Raw genomic sequence first — 18,805 nt, 5'->3', positions numbered from 1 at the left:
TTTCACAAAAATAAGTGGATATTACCATTAATTGTAACACTTTTACATAGCTTTTACAAATTGAAATACCAAGAATTGTTTCTTTTTACTTCGTCACAATGTTGACAAGCAACAAAATTAAGTCTATAATGTTGTTTGTCAACAAAAAAGAAAGAAGAAATAAAATGACAACATTGCTCATCGTCTTAGCTCACCCACACACTGATGATTTCAGTTGGTCTCTTGCTACAACTGAAAAATTCAAAGAAGTTTATCACCAAACAAACCCTTCTGATAAAATCATCATTCGCGATTTGTTTTCAGAAAAAGTCCCAGCCCTCGACAACGAAACTTTTGCAGCTTGGAAACGCAATAAATATGCTCCTGACACACTTAGTGAGAATGACAAAAATTTACTCCATCGTCATGAAGAATATTTAGAAGAATTTCTGTCAGCTGACAAATATGTTTTTGTCAATCCCATGTACAATGGTTTTATCACCGCTGAATTGAAACAATATATTGATATTATTGCTGTACCCAGAAAACTTTTCCGTTATACTGAAAATGGCCCAATTGGCTTACTTGAAGGAAAAAAATCACTTCATATCCAATCCGCTGGCGGTTTTTATCATAATGAAAAAGATCCAACCCATCTGGCGAATGATTTAGGGGCTGCCTATATTGACCAAACAATGAAGATGGTGGGAATTACTGATGAAAGTCGCAAGCAACTCTTCGTAGAAGGATATGCTCGCTATCCAGAACGTTCTGCTGAATTGAAAGAAAAAGCGTTCACTAGTGCAGAAAAAATGGGACAAAGTTTCTGAAACCTCACTTTCTTATCTAAATATTCCTCACCTCTTTCATTAGACTTTTTACTCGCTCGTTAAAGTGGTTTTGCAAACCATCATCGGTCTTCTTTGGTCAGCAAAAATCAGCCATACGAAATAAATTTCGTATGGCTGGCTGTGATATAATATAAGAATGGATAAAATGAACTCAGCAAACTTGGACAAAAAAATTTCAAAGGAATTGCATGAACTGCGTCATGCAACTGACAATCGCTCTCAAGAAAGAAAATGGATTTTAGAGCAATTAAATGATGACAAACTAGAAAAAGAAGTTTTGACTCTGTCAGTGGTCGCTCTTCACATTTTATCAGCCCTAACCAAAAAAGATTTAACTGGTATTGAATTAGCCACAAAATTATCAGTCACTCGTGGGGGAGTGACCCGTGCTGTTCAAAATTTAATAAAACATCAGTTTCTAACAACTTATCAAGCGGACAATGATAAAAAGAAAATTTACTACCATATCACAACTAAAGGCTTAAAAGTAGCAAGTATCCATGATAAGATGCACAAAATCATGGATTTAAAGCTTGGACAAATTTTTGATAAATACAACGAAAATGAAAAATCAATCATTTTAAATTTTCTGTCTGATTTCAATCTAACAGAAGGACAAATTTTTGATTCAGAACAAGCTGACAAAAAACTCTAGCAAATTAATTTGCTAGAGTTTTTCTTTTTTATTTTGCTTCGTAATGGAAATCAGGGTTTAATTCTTTATCAAGTTCAGCAAAAGCAACTTCCATTCGGCGGTTAACTTCGGCAATTCCCTCTTCATTCATTTTTTTGATATCTGAAATATCAATAGGGTGACCAACATTAATGGCAACTTTTTGACGTTTGAAAATTCCTTTCATTGTCAGAGGTCCTTGATAAACGGCTGGTACGATACGAACTTTTGCCATTTTAGCAATGACCGCAACGCCACCTTTCATTTCGGCACTATGACGGCTACCTGAAGGGAACATAATCATTGATTTATCTGATTCTTTAAGCATTTTAACGGCATGTTTTAAGGGTTTAGTCCCTGGGTTTTCACGGTCAACCGGAAAAGCACCACACATTTTAATCCACCAACCACCAAATCCTTTAAACAATTCTTTTTTGGCCATGAAAATAAATTGTTTTGGACGAGTCGCAAAAGCAAACCATACTGGCTCCCAAGCCATTCGGTGGGGGGCGACTAATATATAATTTTCATCTTTAGGAATCCGGTCGATATTGTAATATTTACTTTTTCCATTAAAAATGAAAAGTAAAAAGGCGACAAGATTGCGTAAAAAGACATAGAAGATTCGATGTTGTTTTTCATATTCTTTCATTTTAGATAGTTTACTCCTCATATCATAAGTTGCTGATAACTTCCCTATTTTAACTTATTTTAGCTATTTTAGCAATTTTTGTCAGCTTCAAAATAATGACAAAAAAATGGTCTCAAAAATTTTGAAACCATTTTTTGTCATATTTTTTATTTTTCCTCTGATTTTCTGCTTCGACGATTTCCATAAGCAAAATAAATCAAAATTCCAATAAGGAACCAAATTCCAGAATAGAGTTTGGCTTGAACATCAAGTCCCCAAAAGACAAATAATGAACCAAGAAAACCAAAAGCTGGCAAAACTGGATAGAAAGGCATTTTATAAGTTGCTTCTGGTAAATCTTTTCCTTGACGACGACGGAGCGAATAAATTCCAAGAGTTACAAACATGAAGGCAATCAAAGTTCCGGCTGAGATAAGTTGAGCAAGAAAAGCAAAGGGGAAGAATGCCCCGATGACAATAGCAACAATAGCTAAGGTCCACACACCATTTGCTGGGAGATTTCGAGCATTCATTTTACCTAAACCTTTAGGCAAAAGTCCATCGCGTCCAAAAGCATAAAGCAAACGTGAACCTGCAAGGACCATTCCCAAAAGAGCGATAAACATTCCGGCAAGTGCAATCGCTGTGACAACTTCCGATAAAAGAGAATAACCTGATTGTTGAAGGGCCCAACCAACTGGCGCTGCATTCCCAGCATAAGCCGAATAAGGGTGCATTCCTACAAGAACGAGTGTCACCGCCGCAAAAAGGACAACAGCAATAAGTAGTGAGCCAATAATTCCACGCGGCATTGTTTTTTGGGGATTTTTAGCTTCCGCTGAATTTGCGGCAATTGAATCAAAACCAATATAGGCTAAGAAAATCATCGACACCCCAGACCAAATCCCCGAGAAACCACCAAAACCTGTTTTCGGATTGTGTGGTGGAATAAATGGATGGTAATTTGCTGGCTTAATGACCGTAATCCCAACAATGATGAAGGCAATAACAGCCGCCACTTTAAGCACAACAAGAATTTGACTGATTCGTCCAGCATCAGATGCCCCACGAAAGACAATAATTGCCGAGAGTAAAATGACTAAAAGTGAAATAATATCGACAACTCCACCGTCTGTACCAAATGGATTGGCCAATACTTTTGGGAGATGGAAACCGAGTGGCGCTAGCAATTGTTGCAGATTTGCTGAGAAGCCTGAACCAACAAAGGCAACGGCAATAAAATATTCCGCAAGCAAAGCCCAACCAGCAATCCAGCCGAAACCTTCACCAAATAAGACTGAAATCCAAGAGTAGGCTGAACCCGCAAATGGCATCACTGTTGACATTTCAGCATAAGCCAAGGCAACAAAACCAGCGACCAAAGCAGCAAGTAGATAAGAAAAGACAACCCCTGGGCCCGCAAATTGAGCGGCAACTTGTCCTGGCAAGGTAAAGATAGAAGTTGAAATAATTGTTCCAACACCTAGTGCAAGAAAATCACGTGTGGTTAGTACCTGATTATAATGTTTATCTGCATCACGATAAAGCTCAAAATCAGCTTTTTTCATAAATCCCATAATAAATCCTCATTTTTCTGAATTTGTAACGAAATAATTTCAATAAACTGTATTTTACCGAATTGTCAGACAATTGTCAAGAATTAACTTTATGCAGTATAAAAATTTTTTCAAAAAAAATACTGACAGATTCGTCAGTAAATTATTTTATTAAAATCAATTTCTATCAGTACTTCTGGTGCTTTCAGATGATAAGTTTTTAGACCTGCTGCCTGTGCTCCTAAGATATTGTCCGCATTGTCATCAATAAATAAAGTTTCATCAGCCTTTAAATTGGACTGACGGAGAACCTCGTGAAAACTTTCAACTGTTGGTTTTCTTAGATGTAAATCATGTGAATAATAGGCTTTTGTAAAATAAGTTGCTAGAGGCTGACCCATTTGTTCGATACAACGTTGCTCAAAACATTTAGCATGAATAGCGTTAGTATTTGAGAAAAGATAAAGTGAAAAATTTGCTGACAAGTCTGTCAGTAAATTCATTCGTTCTTTTTGAAAATCTTTTAGAATTAAATTCCAATTTTTTTCAATTACTTCGTCTGTCAGCTGGCTTTTAGTCGCTTTTCTAAACTCATCGTAGAAAACGTCTGGTGATATAAGTCCTAATTCTAGTTCTTCAAAAAAATCAACTTGTTTTTGTGGATTAAAGTAACTAGAAAAATCCTTGACGCCCAGTTGCTCAAAAGAATTAATCATTCGCGTAAAACCTAAATCTAAAATTACGCCACCCAAATCTAAAATAATATTTTTTACAGTCATTATTAACCTTCTTTCAAATAAGGAACACCGATAGAACGTGTCGCAGCATAAACTTCTTCTTCCTGATTTCGGTCATTGACCATGCGGAATAAAAAATTAAAAACCGGAACAATCACAAAGAGCCAATGTCCATAAAATGGAAAAATAATGGCAATTATCATGATGGCAATATTCATTAGAATAGTCGAAAATAGTCGGATTGTCCAGACACGACGCCAAAATTTAAAAGATTTTGGCATCTTACGAAAATGATCTTTAGTAATCGAATAACTTAAAAGTTCTTGCTGAAGTAAAATTACAATTAAAACCAAACCAAAATTAAAAGCACTAAATGAAGTTGGAGCAACCATAATCCATTTGGTCAAGAGTGGGATGAGTGAAAGTAAGCCGATAAAGATAAAATCTTGAACAATGATTTTTTCCGTAATTTCTTCTGTCAGAGCAAAAATCTTGTGACGATTGAACCAAAAATTAGCAGTAACAACAAAACTTACTAAGAAGATTCCAACTGAACTGATGAACTCCCAATAGCCTTGGTTACCAGAAGGCACTGGAATTTCAAGGAGCATAATTGTAATGATGACCGCAATAATTCCGTCAGCAAATGCTTCAATGTGATGACGTAGCTTTTGTTTTCTGAGCTTTTCATCCTCTAAAGCATGCCTGGTCATTGATTCTTGTAATTCCTCACTGGTCATCTTGGCATACTGTGGATGCGTATTGAGAAATTCTTCTTTGAGTTCTTCACGCGCTTGAATCATCTCTGGATTGCTTTGCATTTCCTCAATTTTTCGTTTCTGACGCTCAGTCATCTTTTTATTTTGCAGTTTTTTGGCCTGTTCTTTTGAATAATCTTCATCAAGCGATTGAATAATATTATTTTGCCAAATTTCACCAATTTGGTCAGGTTTTTCTACTGTCTGATAAGTTTTTATTTTACTGACAGAGCGAACAGGAACCCGTTTTTTTACGCTACTCTTTTGCAATCTTTTAGGCATTTTTTCTAGCTTCTTTCGTATCTAAAATAATCGTGACAGGGCCATCATTTATCAATTCTACTTGAATATCTGCCCCAAAAATTCCTGCTTTAACCGGCACAATCTGAGCTAAACTGTCATTGAATTTTTCATACATTGCTTTAGCAAAATCAGGTTTTCCTGCCGCAGAAAAGCTCGGACGATTACCTTTTTTAGTTTCCGCATACAAAGTAAACTGAGAAATTGATAAGATTTCTCCTTGAATATCTTGAACAGAGAGATTCATTTTATCAGCTTCATCTGAAAAGATTCTCATTTGAACAATCTTACGCACCGCATAGTCCAAATCAAAATTGCTGTCAGCATCTTCAACTCCAACCAAAAGCAAAAAACCCTGATTAATCTTTTCTTTAATTTTTCCATCAATACTGACAGAAGCTGACTTTACTCGTTGAATTACTATTCTCATAACCCTTAATGTTTCACTCCTATGTTAATTTATTTACTGACAGTATAGCATAAAAAATCTGTATTCTCTTAAAATGAGGAATTAAGATGTCTTGACATCATACTCCTCTTTAGGTATTATCATAGATAGGTATGGTACCTTCTAAATATTAATCATAAAAATAAGATTACAAAATAATTAAGGAAAAAAATGGAAGAATTAGCGATTGTCATCCCCGTCTATAATGAACAAGAAACCATTGAAATTTTTATTCGAGAGGTCAACAATAAAACAGAAAATCTTGAATTAAAGAAAGTTTTTTACTTTGTAAATGACGGTTCTACTGACCAAACCCTTCCTCTATTAAAAAAAATAGCAAAACAACACGATAATATCAACTACATTAGCTTCTCAAGAAATTTCGGGAAGGAGGCTGCTTTACTTGCTGGGTTGCAAGCCACTAAAGAGCCGCTTGTCACTGTGATGGACGTTGATTTGCAAGATCCCCCCGAACTTCTAGTTTCAATGTATTACAAACTATTGGAGGGGTATGACTCCGTTGGCGCGCGCCGTATTTCCCGTAAAGGAGAACCGTGGATTAACTCCCTCTTCTCTCGTTTCTTTTATAAAATTGTTAATAAAGTTTCTACCACGCCAATCGTTGAAGGAGCACGAGATTTTCGCTTAATGACTCGGCAAGTTGTCGACAGTATTTTAGAGCTTAGAGAAAGCAATCGCTTTTCAAAGGGCTTATTCTCTTGGGTAGGCTATGAAGTCACCTATTTAGAATATGAAAATCATGAACGAAGTGCTGGGCAGACTTCTTGGTCTTTTAGACAACTTCTTAGTTATTCTATTGATGGGATTATAAACTTTTCCGAAACACCTCTCAATATCGCAACTTTTGTTGGTTTTATCAGTTTTTTAGCTTCCGTCCTACTCAGTATCTTTTATCTTCTTAAAACACTGATTTTTGGCGACCCTGTTCAGGGTTTTCCGACCCTCATTGTCCTGATTTTACTTTTGGGGGGCTTACAACTTCTCTCTCTTGGAATCATTGGTAAATACATTGCTAAAATATTTCTGGAAACTAAAAGACGTCCCAACTACATTATTAAAGAATCTAATATAAAAGAGCTTGACTAAGTCAAGCTCTTTTTTAAGCATTTGTCCGTTTTACCGAATAAACATCAGGAGTCATTTTGATTTTATCAACAATCAAAGTTAAATCTGATAAATTTTTAATCCCTAAAGCGATATGAATATTCGCCATTTTTTTATCTTTTGTTGGTTGAGCATTTATCGAAATCAAATTTTTAGTCGAATTTGATAAAACTTGCATCACATCATTGAGCAATCCTGGACGATTAAATCCATAGACATCAATATTAGCAACATATTCTTTGACCAAGTTCTCTGAATCATCCCATTCAACTTCGACAAGTCTTTGTTCAAAGTCTTCCATACTGCGCACGTTTTGACAATCCGCCCTGTGAACAGAAACGCCTCGACCTTTTGTAATATATCCAACAATCTGGTCACCCGGAACTGGATTACAACATTTGGCAATCCGAACAAGTAGACTATCAATACCAGAAACGCTAACACCACCATCGTGGCGGATTTTCATGATATTTTTACTTGATTCGCGTTTAACTTCACCCTTCATCAGCTCTTCAGCTTCAGCTTTTTGTTTAGCTCTCTCAGCTTCACGGCGTTCATTTTCAGTTAAACGATTAGCAATCGTTGTCGCCGAAAGTTCACCAAAACCAATTGCCGCGTACAAAGCTTCGGCATTGCGATAACTAATCTTATTGAAAACTTCATCAAGGTGTTTTTTATCTAAATACTGATTTGGAACAAAGCCAGCTTCTTCCAAAGCTTCTTGCAACATTTCACGGCCTTTATTAACCGACAATTCTTTGTCTTGGTTTTTAAAGAATTGCTTAATTTTGTTTCGAGCCTTATTGGTTTTAACTAAATTAATCCAGTCACGACTTGGTCCAAAAGAGCTTGAGCTGGTAATAATTTCAACTCGGTCCCCTGTTTTTAATTGAACAGATAAAGGTTTCATACGTCCATTTACTTTAGCTCCCGTCGCATGATCTCCAACTTTAGTGTGAATCGCATAAGCAAAGTCAATTGGACCAGAGCCTCTAGGGAGTTCTTGCACTTCACCATTTGGAGTGAAGACATAAATCTTATCTGATAAAATATCTTCTTGAACGGCTTTGACAAAATCTTCTGCTGAATCGCCTGCTTCTTCACGCAATTCAACGAGTTCATGAATCCAATTCAAGGTTTCAGAAATTTCATGAACATCAACTTTTGCTTTAATTCCTTGTTTGTAAGCCCAGTGAGCGGCAACCCCATATTCCGCAATTTGGTGCATTTCCCGCGTTCTAATCTGGAATTCCATTGGCCCTTTTGGTCCATAAACTGTCGTATGGACAGATTGATAGCCATTGGCTTTCGGATTGGCAATATAATCTTTAAAACGTCCTGGCATTGGCTTCCAGAGGTCATGAATATAGCCCAAAGTTGTATAAACATCGCTTGTTGTTTCAGTGATACAGCGAATAGCAATCAAGTCATAGATTTCATCAAAGCGTTTTTTCTTATCGTGCATTTTACGATAAATAGAATAAATATGCTTCGGACGTCCATAAATTTCGGCATCCACTCCTGCTTTTTCCACACGTTCTTGTAATTTTCCAATCACTTCCGTAACGAGCGCTTCGCGAGCAGTCCGTTTTTCATTCATAAGACCACGAATGCGATAAAATTCCGCTTCTTCAAGATAACGGAAGGATAGATCTTCTAATTCCCACTTAATACTGGCAATCCCTAAACGATGAGCAAGGGGGGCATAGATTTCCATTGTTTCACGTGAAATCCGTTTTTGTTTATCTGGACGAAGATGTTTAAGCGTACGCATATTGTGCAAACGGTCAGCCAATTTGACCAAAATAACACGGATATCCTTGGACATAGCCATTAGCATCTTCCGATGGTTTTCTGCCAATTGTTCTTCGTGTGACTTATACTCAACTTTACCTAACTTGGTAACACCATCTACTATTTCAGCAATTTCATCGCCAAATAACTCTTGCAGGTCCCCCTGAGTAAAATTAGTATCTTCAACGACATCATGCAAAAAACCACAGGAAACGGTAACGGCATCCAGTTTTAATTTGGCTAATATTCCTGCAACTTGGGTAGGATGAACAAAATAGGCTTCGCCAGAAGCACGATATTGGTCGGCATGGGCAAGTGAAGCACAGGCAAGTGCTTTTTCTACGAGTAAAAGGTCAGTTTCATTCATGTATTCAGAGCAGATATTGACAACTTCTGCTCCGGTTAAGACTGGTTCTGAAGGCATAGCTTGATATACTAGACCATTTTAAAAATAAACTTTAAAATGGTGGCCAGTTTTCCTCCTTATTGGATTAATGTATTATCTCATCAAATTTTATAAGTTAAGGTTGATTTCACTTAATTTAATCTATTCTATCACATTTGCAAGTTAAGCAAAAGGATGACTCTTAAAAATATAAAGATAAAACTCCGATTATTCGGAGTTTATTTATTTTTTTCATTATAATCAGTCGCTGGTTGAATCATTTGCATCATTTCTTCAGCAGTGGTGCTACTCATCATTCTAAAGCGTGGCAGTGTTAATAGACCATCACTTTCTTTGGCTGCTTGGGCGACAGCACCATTACGTCCTGGATCAAGAAGTCCAAATTTATAGCCTAATTCAGTTGATAAGCTTAGGGTATTTTGGTTGTAGCCACCGGCTGGATAACAAATCATATTGGTTTGCTGGTTCAGATTTTTGTCAAGGTCAGCTTTTGATTGTTCTAGCTCTGTTCGTTGGGCCTCTAAAGTTTGCGTTCCTAAATCAGGATGACTGACTGTATGACTTCCAAAGTCAACAAGTCCGCTTGCTTTCATTTCTTTGATTTGCTCCCAACTCAAAATTCCCCCTTGAGCTTTATTTACAAATCCTGTGATAATGAAATTCGTAGCATGCATATTATATTTTTTCAGTAATGGGAAAATATCAGTATACATGGTCACTGAACCGTCATCAAAAGTAAGCCAAACCATTTTGTCACTAGGTTTTTCTTTGGTCGTCAGAATTTTTTGGGCATCCGTTCCACTGACTGTCGTATAACCTTGACTTTTCAGCGCTTTTAACTCATTCTCAAAGGTAACAATATTGATGTTGTTACTATCTTGTGGCAATTGGTCAGCTCTTGAAGTAACATAATGGAACATCATAATAGGCAATTGATTTTCGTTAGTTCCAGTGAGCCATTTTGTTTCTTTAGGTTGAGAAGAACTAGATGGGACAGTGCTTTTGGTTTTTTCTTGTCTTGAAGTTTGACTACTTTTTTGACTAGTATTTGCTTTAGGACTTAGCAGATGAACGGCAGCAAAAGCAATTGCAATTATTCCAATTAAAAGAACGAAAACTGTGAGGACTGAAGCCCAGCGAATTCGTTTTTTGTTACGTTGTACACGTTTTTTCATAATCGATTTCCTAAAAATTTTTCTTTATTTATAATAATTCAAAATAAGCTGAGATACTTGATAAAGCGTATAAGGGAGCTGTTTCTGCTCGCAATATTCGTGGTCCTAAGCCAATCATTTTTGCCCCTAGATTCTCAAATTTTGCAATTTCATCAGGACTAATTCCACCTTCTGGCCCAAAAATAATCAGGACTTTTTGATTTGCTGACAGCTCGGTCAGTGCTTGTTTAAGCATTGATGTTTCGCCCATTTTTGCCGACTCTTCATAGGCTACAAGAACCTGGTCAAAATCAGAAAATTGCTCTGTCAATCTAGAAAATTGGTCAAATAATTGAATTTCAGGAATCAATTGTCTGCGAGATTGCTCGGCGGCTCCTAGAGCAACTTTTTCCAATTTTTCTTGTTTTTTTGTCAGTTTTTTGTGATCCCATTTACTGACAGAAGCTTTAAAAGGTGCTGACCAAATGGCTGTGGCGCCTAATTCAGTTGATTTTTCAACAATAAAATCTAATTTATCACCTTTAGGAAAACCAACTGCAACTGTGACTTGGACAGGTAATTCTGATAAATCTGTCAGTAATTCAATCAGTCTGACCGACTGGTCAGCTGGCGAAATAATTTCTGACAGGCCAATTTTTCCCTCTTCAAAAACTAAGCGTAACTGATCACCGGCCTGTGCCCGCATGACCGTAAAAATATGGTGAGCTGCGGCTTGGTTTTCAATGGTAAATTTTTCACCGATTTTTGGTAATTCTTTAAATACAAAATATTGGTTAGCCATTTTCTCTTCCAATCATCTATTTCATAAAATTCACTTCAATGAATTGTTCACTTTATTTTATCATTTGCTAAAAGATAAAGCACTCATTTCCGAGGTCCTAATATGATTTAAATGAAATTTTATCCTCCAATTACCCCTTCCCGATTTTCCGTTTTCTTGAAAATCAGACAGTTCCATTCGCCTTGAATCATGCGTGTTTCAAGGAAAAATCCAGCATTTTCTGCTGATGCAATGACCATATCCGCTTTGTCAGCAATAATTCCTGACATAATGAGATAACCTTCTTCTTTAACCAAGCGGAAAGCATCGTCCGTCATTAAAACAAGAATATCAGCTAAAATATTGGCCACAATCACGTCCGCTTTTTTATCAATTCCTTCAAGAAGATTGTTTGCTGACACATGAATTTTTTCATGACCAGGGTTGAGTTCAATATTTTCTAAAGCCACGCGCACAGCTACTTCATCAATATCGTAAGCAAAAATTTCTGCCGCACCAAGATAAGTCGCTGCAACAGATAGAACTCCCGAACCCGTTCCGACGTCAAGCAGAGTTTCACCGCCGCGCAAAACTTGCTCCAAAGCATAGAGTGACATTTTTGTCGTTGGATGTGTCCCAGTCCCAAAAGCCATTCCCGGATCAAGGCGAATCAATTTTTCAGAACCTGTCGCCACATAATCCTTCGTCCAACTTGGGACAATCGTTAAATCATGAGTGATACGTGCCGGTTCAAAATATTTTTTCCAAGCTTCTGCCCAATTTGTTTCTGACAGATTATTTGTTGTTACTGACAAACCTGTCAGTGAAAAATAATCAGCTAAATTGGCGATTTTATGTTCAATTTCGGCTTTTAATTCCACAATTGGCATATTTTCTGGATAATAAGCCGTGATTTCAATGAGTTCAGATTGCTCAATTTCGGGTAAAACTTCCCCAAATTGGTCTTCGTGATTGAGGTAATCAGCACTGTCATTGATTTCAACACCCGCCGAACCTGCTTCTATCAGCAAAGCTGAAATAGCTTCTTCGGCTTCACGACTGATTTTTATAGTGATTGAGTTCCAGTTATTCATTTTTATTTCTTTCTATGGTTTATCCCTACCAACAAACCCATTCTTTCCCAGCAAAAAACCAATGGCCCGTGCCACATTTCGCCCGATGGCTTCATCTGTCTTCAATCTGGAGATATAGCGGTTAATTTCAAGTTGTTTAGAAGCTGTCAATTGTTCAAATACTTCTTTTGCTTCCAGATTTTTGGCTAATGCTTCGCTCAGCACTTGGGGTTGTTTGACCACTCGCGGCTCTGAATCATAAGCAATTGTAAAATCTACCAACTCACCAATTCTTTTTGGAGAATTTTTTAGCATGGTCGTATTCACATACAAACGCCAATCCCCTTTGAAAAACATGAGATTTTGCTTGTAATCCTTGCCATTAACCTGACCACAAATAGCAATGGGCGATTTTTTTCGGCCTGAATCGATAAAAATATGTTGCAAAATATCTATCGGCAGAGCCACAAAGGGATTAATGCCGATAATTTCAAGCTCGGCTTGAAATTTATAAATGGTCACATTATTTTTCCTCAAAATCAGATGATTGAAAAACGAAATCGCCACAAATTCAGGCTTGTCACAAACTTCCCATTCGACTTTAAACATTTTATCTGCCCAATCAGGCTCTATTTTAAACTCATTAGGCTGTAAAGCCCAGAAAGTCCGTAAACCGTAGGTTTTATCAATCTTTAGAGAACTGTCGGTAGATAATAAATCTGCCAGCTCATAATAATGAATCTTACCAAACATTTGATTGGTTTTTGATGAGCCAGTCATCAAATCATGAGCTTCATTGAGCGCATTTTCAAAGACAATTTTCTGCATCAAGGCCCCCGCATGATTATGTTTGACAATCGAAATCAGCCCATTTTTACTGAGCAGTCTGTCAAATTCACGCAGTATTTCCGCACGTTCACTAGGTGCATACTCAAAAACATTATGACATAAAATGAGGTCAAAACCTTCGTCATTAAATTTTCTGAGCTCAGAAAGTCCGCCAGTAATTTGCTGGTAATGATTGGTTTGCTGACGATTTTTCACCATTTCAGAATTTGGCTCAATGGCAATCACACTATTTCTGTCAGCCAAATGATTGGCATTCCAACCAAATCCTGAACCAAAATCCAAAATTTTCTTATCTGTCAGTGAAATTTCTGCTGACAGCTGCTCCCAAACCATGCGATAGTAAAGTTGCATCCAAGGGCTTTCCCACTGGTCAAAATAATTTTGCAAACTTACTTTCATTTTTCACCTTTTCTCACTTGTCAGTCTAAAAGTTCATTTTTCAAGTTTTTTCAGTTCTCGTTTCATTTTCGCAACAAATTTTTTTGCTGACGAAAAATCTTCATCATCAATATATTCAGCATTGTTTCTGAGCGCTTCAATCCAATCCAAAATCTCTGAATTAAATTTATTCACATCGTATTTTTTAAATTCCGTCAGTAAAATTTTGAGTGTTTTTGCCAGTTGTAAACTTCGATAACGACGTTCTGAGCGGCGTTTTGCCAAAGTCACTTTATAATCTTGTTGTGGATTTTCCCAAGGATAAGGTGTTTGAGTCATTTTTCTCCTAATACTGTTTAACTACTAATTTTTAGGAAAAATTAGAGATGAACTTGTTTAAGATTAATCAGGAATTACAAAATTCGTGTCGTCCATTCTTCACAATTAATGACATCAGAAACCAAGCCTTCATAAAATTCAGGTTCATGTGAAACCATCAAAACGGTTCCTGGATATGCGATAAGTGCACGTTTGAGTTCATCTTTGGCGTCCACGTCCAAATGGTTAGTCGGTTCGTCCAAGATGAGAATATTTGATTCTGTATTCATCAATTTAGCAAAACGTAATTTTGCTTGCTCTCCTCCAGAGAGTACATAAACACGAGATTCAATTTGCTTAGCCGTTAAGCCAACGCGTGCCAGTGCTCCGCGGAGTTCCGCTTGATTCCAGCTTGGATATTCGTCCCATAAATCATCAAGAACTGTCTTTTGTGATGGATTTTTGATTTCTTGCTCATAATAAGCAATCTCTTGGAAATTTCCTTTTTCAACTTCACCATCAAGACTTGGAATCAAGCCCATTAAGCTCTTAAGCAAGGTTGATTTACCAATCCCGTTGGAACCAATAAAAGCAATTTTTTGTCCAGATTCTACTTTTAAATTAATTTCTGACGACAAAGGTTCATTGTATCCAATAACTAAATCTTTAGCTTCAAAAATCAGACGACTTGGTTTACGGCTAAATTTAAAGTCAAATTGTGGTTTTGGTTTTTCAGAAATTGTTTCAACGATTTCCATTTTCGCCAATTTTTTCTCACGAGCTTTCGCTTGTCCAGAAGTTGCCACATTCGCTTTTTTACGAGCAATGAAATCTTTAAGCTTAGCTTGTTCAGCCACCTGTGCATTATGCAAAGCTTCAAGTTGCGCTTTTTTCTCTTCAAATACCCGTTCAAATTCTGCGTAACCCATTGAATAACGCGTAATTCCAAGACCATGTACATGATAAATAATATTGACCACTTCGTCCATAAAAGGCACATCATGCGAAATCAAAATAAAAGCATTCTCATAGTTTTTCAGATAATTTTTCAACCATAAGATATGTTCTTCATCCAAATAGTTCGTTGGTTCGTCCAAAAGCAAAATGTCAGGTTTTTCAAGCAAAAGTTTACCAAGTAAGATTTTCGTTCTTTGCCCACCAGAAAGTTCAGCCACATCTTTATCTAAAAGTGGTGTTAAACCGAGCCCTCGAGCCGTTTCTTCAACTTTTGCATCAATCAGATAAAAATCACTATTATCTAATTCTTCTTGAAGTTCTCCGACATTTTCAAGTGCTGCATTCATTTCATCTTCTGACATTTCTGCCATTTTCAGGTAAGTATCATTGATTTCTTCCTCAATATCAAAAAGATATTGAAAGGCCTCAGCTAGTGCTTCACGGGTTGTTTTACCTTTTCCAAGTGCCGCATGCTGGTCCATGTAGCCCACACGGTGCTTTTTCGACCAGATAACTTTCCCCTCATCAGGAACCAACGTTCCTGTGATGATATTCATAAAAGTCGATTTACCCTCACCATTTGCCCCAACAAAACCGATATGTTCGCCTTTAAGCAAACGGAAACTCACATCTTCAAAAATGGCACGGTCACCAAAACCGTGGGATAGATTTTTTACATTTAAAATACTCATTGTTTATTTGTTAATTCTTTCTAAAATTTTTAGTAGCGCGGATATTTATAAAAGTCTGTTTCCGATAGACCAGAAAGTCCACTTTCAAAAGCTTCTTCATCCCATTTTACAGAAAATTCTTCCGCAGATTCATCGGCTAAGAAATCCATCAAATCATCTAAACCTTGGTCAGCACTTTCCTGTAAAAATTGAGCAAAATAAGTCAAAAATTCACGAGATAAGCCCTTATCAGTGTAAGGAATTGCTGCTAGATAGTCATTCTCATCAAAACTTGACTTAGCAGGATTGTAGAAAATTATCGCATCTTCATAGACAATATTTTCATCAGATTCAACACCCTCTGCGTCAGTTAACAGAGTTCCAAAAGTGTTTTCCGCTTCTAGCAAAAAGCTAATTTCCACCGCAAAATTACGCTTGTCCCAATTCATCTCAAAATCATAAGAAAATCCTTTTTCCAAGACTTCTTCCAAAACATCTAAAAATCCAAATTTGGCCATTGTTCACACCCTCTTCATATTATGTTAAAATAATTATAACAAAAATTTGCTCTATAAAAGCAGCAAGACTTAATAAATAAGTCTTTTAAAAGCACTTTTTTATATTTAATAAAACAAAATGGATAGTTTTTTCTTTTTTATCCCTTACTTTTTAGAATTTGGAGATATATTAATGGAAATTAGAAAAATAGAACCTCGCGACTTTGTCAAAGTCGCTCAACTCGAAAACGAAAATTGGACCTTGGCTTCTACCCCACATATCATGGACTCATCAGCAGAGAAAATCATCAGCAAAATCATGAGCGGGACCACTTATTTGTTAGCTGAAGAACATGGTGAAATTCTTGGAATCCTTGATTATGGTTTTCGCCATAAATCAGGCTTTGGCAAGCATATTGTCACTTTTGGCCTCATGACCGCAAAAGAATCCCGAGGTAGAGGAATTGCGACAGCATTGATTAATTTTTTTATTGATTTAGCTCAAAAAGAAGGCTTCAAAAAAATTACAATTCAAGTTATGGGCTCAAATCCGGCTGCTCTGGCCCTTTACAATAAACTCGGCTTTGTTGAAGAAGGACGCTTGAAAAAAGAATTTTTCATTGATGGAGATTATGTTGATGACTGCTTCTTAGCTTTTTATCTTGATAAAAGCCTCATGTAAATTTGGTTTACACTGCTTGTAAACTTTTTGATTGGAGAATGATATGGTACAAAATCTTGCAAGACGAATGAGACCTCGCAATATCGATGAAATTGTTGGTCAAAGACATTTAGTTGGTAAAGGAAAAATCATCCGCAGAATGGTGGAAACTCAACTTCTTTCAAGTATGATTCTCTATGGTCCTCCAGGCATCGGTAAAACTTCAATTGCTTCAGCAATTGCTGGAACCATGAACATTGCTTTTAGAACATTTAATGCAACAACTGATACTAAAAAAAGGCTCCAAGAAATTGCTTCTGAAGCAGAATTTTCTGGTCAGCTTGTTTTACTTCTTGATGAAATCCATCGTTTAGATAAACCAAAACAAGATTTTCTTTTACCACTTTTAGAAAACGGACAAATTATATTAATTGGAGCAACGACTGAAAATCCTTATTTTTCAGTTGTACCTGCCATTCGCTCTCGTGTTCAAATTTTTGAACTGAAAGCTCTTGAACCAGAGGATTTAGAATTTGCTGTAAACCTAAGTTTACAAGATAAAGAACGAGGCTTTGATTTTGATGTGACTATTGAAGATGATGCGCTCTATTTCTTAGTTCACTCAACCAATGGAGACTTACGTTCTACATTTAATGCCTTAGAATTAGCTGTTCTTTCTTCAAACGAACACCGCGTTACCCTAGATGATATGGAAAATTCTTTGCAAAGAAAAGCAGCAACTTTTGATAAGGATGGGGATGCTCATTACGATTTGCTGTCTGCTCTGCAAAAATCAATTCGCGGATCTGATGTCAATGCAAGTTTACACTATGCTGCACGTTTGATTGAGGGAGGGGACTTACAAAGTCTAGCACGTCGTTTGACTGTCATGGCCTATGAAGATATTGGTTTAGCCAATCCCGATGCTGCAGTACATACCGTTACAGCCTTATCAGCAGCTGAGAAATTAGGGTTCCCAGAAGCACGAATTCCTCTTGCCAATATCATTATTGATTTGGCCTTATCTCCAAAATCAAACTCAGCTTATTTAGCAATGGACGAAGCCCTTTCGGACTTGGGAAAATATGGAAATCTTGCTGTGCCACCGCATTTACAAGATGGTCATTACGCCGGAGCTAAAGAATTAGGACGGTCTGTAGAATATCAATATGCTCATAATTTCCCAGACCACTGGGTAAATCAACAATATTTACCAGATAAAATTAAAAATGCAGACTACTTCCGTCCAGATGATATGGGGAGATATGAAAAAGCCCTCCATAGTCGGAAAGAATGGATTGATGAACAAAAAAAGAGGAGCTGACAAATCTGTCAGTAAATATAAAATCTTAACATTTACTGACAGAAAGTGAAAAAGATGACAGAAGAAATCACTCAACTCAAATTATCAACAATTGTCAAAAACCCCTATCAGCCTCGTCTTGTTTTTGATGAGGACCGCTTAAGAGAACTGGCCAATTCTATCAAAGAAAATGGTGTTCTACAGCCGATTATTGTTCGTAAATCGAAGTTAATTGGTTATGAATTATTGGCAGGCGAACGTCGTTTTCAAGCTTCAAAATTAGCTGGATTAGAAACAATCCCAGCAATTATTCGGACCTACTCGGATGAGGAGATGATGACTCTATCGATTTTGGAAAATTTACAGAGGGAAAATCTCAACCCTTTAGAAGAATCTAAAAGTCTTGCACAACTCTCTGACAAATTAGGCATGACTCATGATGAAATTGCTAAGGCCCTCGGAAAATCAAGATCTTATGTTTCTAATTTGATTCGTTTGCTTGGTCTACCTGATGAAATTTTGAAGCATGTTGAGAATAGAACTCTTTCCCCTGCTCATGCCCGAACGCTCTTAGCCGAAAAAAATCCCAAAAAGCAATTAGAATTGGTCGATAAAATCATCAGCGAACAGCTCAATGTCAGGGAGCTTGAAGCTATTATTTATGGCGAAGAAAAAGTTACTGACAAGTCTGTCAGTAACTCAAATATCAATCTTTTTACTGACGAAACCGAAAAAGAACTGATGAAAAAGTTGGGAAATAAAGTTAAAATTCAAGCAAATAAAAAATATCAAGGAAAGTTGTCGCTCCATTTTGATAATCTTGATGAGCTTGAACATTTGATTGAATTGCTCAAAAAATAAAGAAAATTTACTGACAGAGGACTCTTGAGCATTTTGTCAGTAAA

The 18,805-nt window shown here is 36.8% G+C and carries 19 protein-coding genes and 1 pseudogene; 6 read left to right on the top strand and 14 right to left on the bottom strand.

The genetic code is table 11. The annotated features are described in order from the left end of the window. The first annotated feature begins 164 nt into the window (after window positions 1-164). Together RSC39_RS00530 and RSC39_RS00525 are read left to right on the top strand one after the other, a co-directional pair. Entirely contained in the window at window positions 165-809 is a 645-nt protein-coding gene (locus tag RSC39_RS00530; RefSeq protein ID WP_332534320.1) for an FMN-dependent NADH-azoreductase, read from the top strand. Window positions 810-975: 166 nt separating this feature from the next. Beyond that, a complete protein-coding gene (locus RSC39_RS00525; RefSeq protein ID WP_332534666.1) occupies window positions 976-1,485 on the top strand; it encodes a MarR family transcriptional regulator in 510 nt (169 codons plus the stop codon). A gap of 28 nt (window positions 1,486-1,513) precedes the next feature. Here RSC39_RS00525 and RSC39_RS00520 read toward each other — a convergent pair whose 3' ends face one another. From RSC39_RS00520 to dtd, 5 genes are all read right to left on the bottom strand, one after another. After that, entirely contained in the window at window positions 1,514-2,155 is a 642-nt protein-coding gene (locus tag RSC39_RS00520; protein WP_011675161.1) for a 1-acyl-sn-glycerol-3-phosphate acyltransferase, read from the bottom strand. 146 nt (window positions 2,156-2,301) lie between these two features. Beyond that, window positions 2,302-3,711, bottom strand: coding sequence for an amino acid permease (locus RSC39_RS00515; protein ID WP_332534318.1), 1,410 nt, complete (start codon window positions 3,709-3,711; stop codon window positions 2,302-2,304). 134 nt (window positions 3,712-3,845) lie between these two features. Next, window positions 3,846-4,469, bottom strand: coding sequence for an HAD family phosphatase (locus RSC39_RS00510; RefSeq protein ID WP_332534316.1), 624 nt, complete (start codon window positions 4,467-4,469; stop codon window positions 3,846-3,848). A 2-nt stretch (window positions 4,470-4,471) separates the two neighbouring features. Further along, window positions 4,472-5,467 carry a TMEM175 family protein gene (locus RSC39_RS00505; RefSeq protein WP_332534314.1) on the bottom strand — a complete coding sequence of 332 codons (996 nt, stop codon included), beginning with the start codon at window positions 5,465-5,467 and terminating at the stop codon, window positions 4,472-4,474. Further along, entirely contained in the window at window positions 5,460-5,915 is a 456-nt protein-coding gene (dtd, locus tag RSC39_RS00500) for a D-aminoacyl-tRNA deacylase (protein WP_332534312.1), read from the bottom strand. Before dtd ends, RSC39_RS00505 begins: the two co-directional genes overlap by 8 nt. Window positions 5,916-6,104: 189 nt before the next feature. Here dtd and RSC39_RS00495 point away from each other — a divergent pair, with 189 nt between their 5' ends. After that, window positions 6,105-7,040, top strand: a complete 936-nt coding sequence (locus RSC39_RS00495) for a glycosyltransferase family 2 protein (protein WP_332534310.1) — start codon at window positions 6,105-6,107, stop codon at window positions 7,038-7,040. A gap of 13 nt (window positions 7,041-7,053) precedes the next feature. Here RSC39_RS00495 and RSC39_RS00490 read toward each other — a convergent pair whose 3' ends face one another. The 9 genes and pseudogenes from RSC39_RS00490 to RSC39_RS00450 form a co-directional block, all read right to left on the bottom strand. Then, complete coding sequence (locus tag RSC39_RS00490) at window positions 7,054-9,276, bottom strand: bifunctional (p)ppGpp synthetase/guanosine-3',5'-bis(diphosphate) 3'-pyrophosphohydrolase (RefSeq protein WP_063281548.1); 2,223 nt, start codon at window positions 9,274-9,276, stop codon at window positions 7,054-7,056. 200 nt (window positions 9,277-9,476) lie between these two features. Further along, a complete protein-coding gene (locus RSC39_RS00485; protein WP_332534308.1) occupies window positions 9,477-10,433 on the bottom strand; it encodes a polysaccharide deacetylase family protein in 957 nt (318 codons plus the stop codon). A gap of 28 nt (window positions 10,434-10,461) precedes the next feature. Beyond that, window positions 10,462-11,214 (bottom strand): 16S rRNA (uracil(1498)-N(3))-methyltransferase, encoded by a 753-nt coding sequence (locus RSC39_RS00480; protein ID WP_332534306.1) that lies wholly within the window; start codon window positions 11,212-11,214, stop codon window positions 10,462-10,464. A 119-nt stretch (window positions 11,215-11,333) separates the two neighbouring features. Continuing rightward, complete coding sequence (prmA, locus tag RSC39_RS00475) at window positions 11,334-12,287, bottom strand: 50S ribosomal protein L11 methyltransferase (protein WP_332534305.1); 954 nt, start codon at window positions 12,285-12,287, stop codon at window positions 11,334-11,336. A 12-nt stretch (window positions 12,288-12,299) separates the two neighbouring features. Further along, on the bottom strand, window positions 12,300-12,788 hold the full coding sequence (locus RSC39_RS00470) for a YdeI/OmpD-associated family protein (RefSeq protein WP_332534663.1): 489 nt from the start codon (window positions 12,786-12,788) through the stop codon (window positions 12,300-12,302). Between the two features lie 282 nt (window positions 12,789-13,070). Further along, window positions 13,071-13,448, bottom strand: a pseudogene (locus tag RSC39_RS00465) (class I SAM-dependent methyltransferase); the annotation flags it as partial. Window positions 13,449-13,547: 99 nt separating this feature from the next. Beyond that, window positions 13,548-13,832, bottom strand: a complete 285-nt coding sequence (locus RSC39_RS00460) for a hypothetical protein (RefSeq protein WP_332534304.1) — start codon at window positions 13,830-13,832, stop codon at window positions 13,548-13,550. A gap of 74 nt (window positions 13,833-13,906) precedes the next feature. After that, a complete protein-coding gene (locus tag RSC39_RS00455) occupies window positions 13,907-15,460 on the bottom strand; it encodes an ABC-F family ATP-binding cassette domain-containing protein (RefSeq protein ID WP_011675149.1) in 1,554 nt (517 codons plus the stop codon). A gap of 29 nt (window positions 15,461-15,489) precedes the next feature. After that, window positions 15,490-15,957, bottom strand: a complete 468-nt coding sequence (locus RSC39_RS00450) for a DUF3013 family protein (RefSeq protein ID WP_332534301.1) — start codon at window positions 15,955-15,957, stop codon at window positions 15,490-15,492. Window positions 15,958-16,129: 172 nt separating this feature from the next. On the opposite strand from RSC39_RS00450, the gene RSC39_RS00445 reads away from it, so the two are divergent. From RSC39_RS00445 to RSC39_RS00435, 3 genes are read left to right on the top strand one after another with little or no spacing between them, the layout of a single operon-like run. Then, entirely contained in the window at window positions 16,130-16,618 is a 489-nt protein-coding gene (locus tag RSC39_RS00445) for a GNAT family N-acetyltransferase (RefSeq protein WP_063281556.1), read from the top strand. Window positions 16,619-16,661: 43 nt separating this feature from the next. After that, a complete protein-coding gene (locus RSC39_RS00440; RefSeq protein WP_332534299.1) occupies window positions 16,662-17,921 on the top strand; it encodes a replication-associated recombination protein A in 1,260 nt (419 codons plus the stop codon). 54 nt (window positions 17,922-17,975) lie between these two features. Continuing rightward, window positions 17,976-18,761, top strand: coding sequence for a ParB/RepB/Spo0J family partition protein (locus RSC39_RS00435; RefSeq protein ID WP_063281558.1), 786 nt, complete (start codon window positions 17,976-17,978; stop codon window positions 18,759-18,761). The last annotated feature ends 44 nt before the right edge of the window (window positions 18,762-18,805 follow it).

The organism is Lactococcus sp., assembly GCF_036648155.1.
Taxonomy (GTDB): Bacteria; Bacillota; Bacilli; order Lactobacillales; family Streptococcaceae; genus Lactococcus; species Lactococcus cremoris.
This window is presented reverse-complemented; position numbering and strand designations above follow the sequence as displayed.

Excerpts from the sequence above, each read along its gene's own strand:
- RSC39_RS00520 (WP_011675161.1), bottom strand. The coding sequence starts at position 2,155 with ATGAAAGAATATGAAAAACAACATCGAATCTTCTATGTCTTTTTACGC.
- RSC39_RS00480 (WP_332534306.1), bottom strand. The coding sequence starts at position 11,214 with ATGGCTAACCAATATTTTGTATTTAAAGAATTACCAAAAATCGGTGAA.
- RSC39_RS00525 (WP_332534666.1), top strand. The coding sequence starts at position 976 with ATGAACTCAGCAAACTTGGACAAAAAAATTTCAAAGGAATTGCATGAA.
- RSC39_RS00515 (WP_332534318.1), bottom strand. The coding sequence starts at position 3,711 with ATGGGATTTATGAAAAAAGCTGATTTTGAGCTTTATCGTGATGCAGAT.
- RSC39_RS00440 (WP_332534299.1), top strand. The coding sequence starts at position 16,662 with ATGGTACAAAATCTTGCAAGACGAATGAGACCTCGCAATATCGATGAA.
- prmA (WP_332534305.1), bottom strand. The coding sequence starts at position 12,287 with ATGAATAACTGGAACTCAATCACTATAAAAATCAGTCGTGAAGCCGAA.
- RSC39_RS00530 (WP_332534320.1), top strand. The coding sequence starts at position 165 with ATGACAACATTGCTCATCGTCTTAGCTCACCCACACACTGATGATTTC.
- RSC39_RS00505 (WP_332534314.1), bottom strand. The coding sequence starts at position 5,467 with ATGCCTAAAAGATTGCAAAAGAGTAGCGTAAAAAAACGGGTTCCTGTT.
- RSC39_RS00495 (WP_332534310.1), top strand. The coding sequence starts at position 6,105 with ATGGAAGAATTAGCGATTGTCATCCCCGTCTATAATGAACAAGAAACC.
- RSC39_RS00490 (WP_063281548.1), bottom strand. The coding sequence starts at position 9,276 with ATGCCTTCAGAACCAGTCTTAACCGGAGCAGAAGTTGTCAATATCTGC.
- dtd (WP_332534312.1), bottom strand. The coding sequence starts at position 5,915 with ATGAGAATAGTAATTCAACGAGTAAAGTCAGCTTCTGTCAGTATTGAT.
- RSC39_RS00445 (WP_063281556.1), top strand. The coding sequence starts at position 16,130 with ATGGAAATTAGAAAAATAGAACCTCGCGACTTTGTCAAAGTCGCTCAA.
- RSC39_RS00510 (WP_332534316.1), bottom strand. The coding sequence starts at position 4,469 with ATGACTGTAAAAAATATTATTTTAGATTTGGGTGGCGTAATTTTAGAT.
- RSC39_RS00455 (WP_011675149.1), bottom strand. The coding sequence starts at position 15,460 with ATGAGTATTTTAAATGTAAAAAATCTATCCCACGGTTTTGGTGACCGT.
- RSC39_RS00450 (WP_332534301.1), bottom strand. The coding sequence starts at position 15,957 with ATGGCCAAATTTGGATTTTTAGATGTTTTGGAAGAAGTCTTGGAAAAA.
- RSC39_RS00485 (WP_332534308.1), bottom strand. The coding sequence starts at position 10,433 with ATGAAAAAACGTGTACAACGTAACAAAAAACGAATTCGCTGGGCTTCA.
- RSC39_RS00435 (WP_063281558.1), top strand. The coding sequence starts at position 17,976 with ATGACAGAAGAAATCACTCAACTCAAATTATCAACAATTGTCAAAAAC.
- RSC39_RS00460 (WP_332534304.1), bottom strand. The coding sequence starts at position 13,832 with ATGACTCAAACACCTTATCCTTGGGAAAATCCACAACAAGATTATAAA.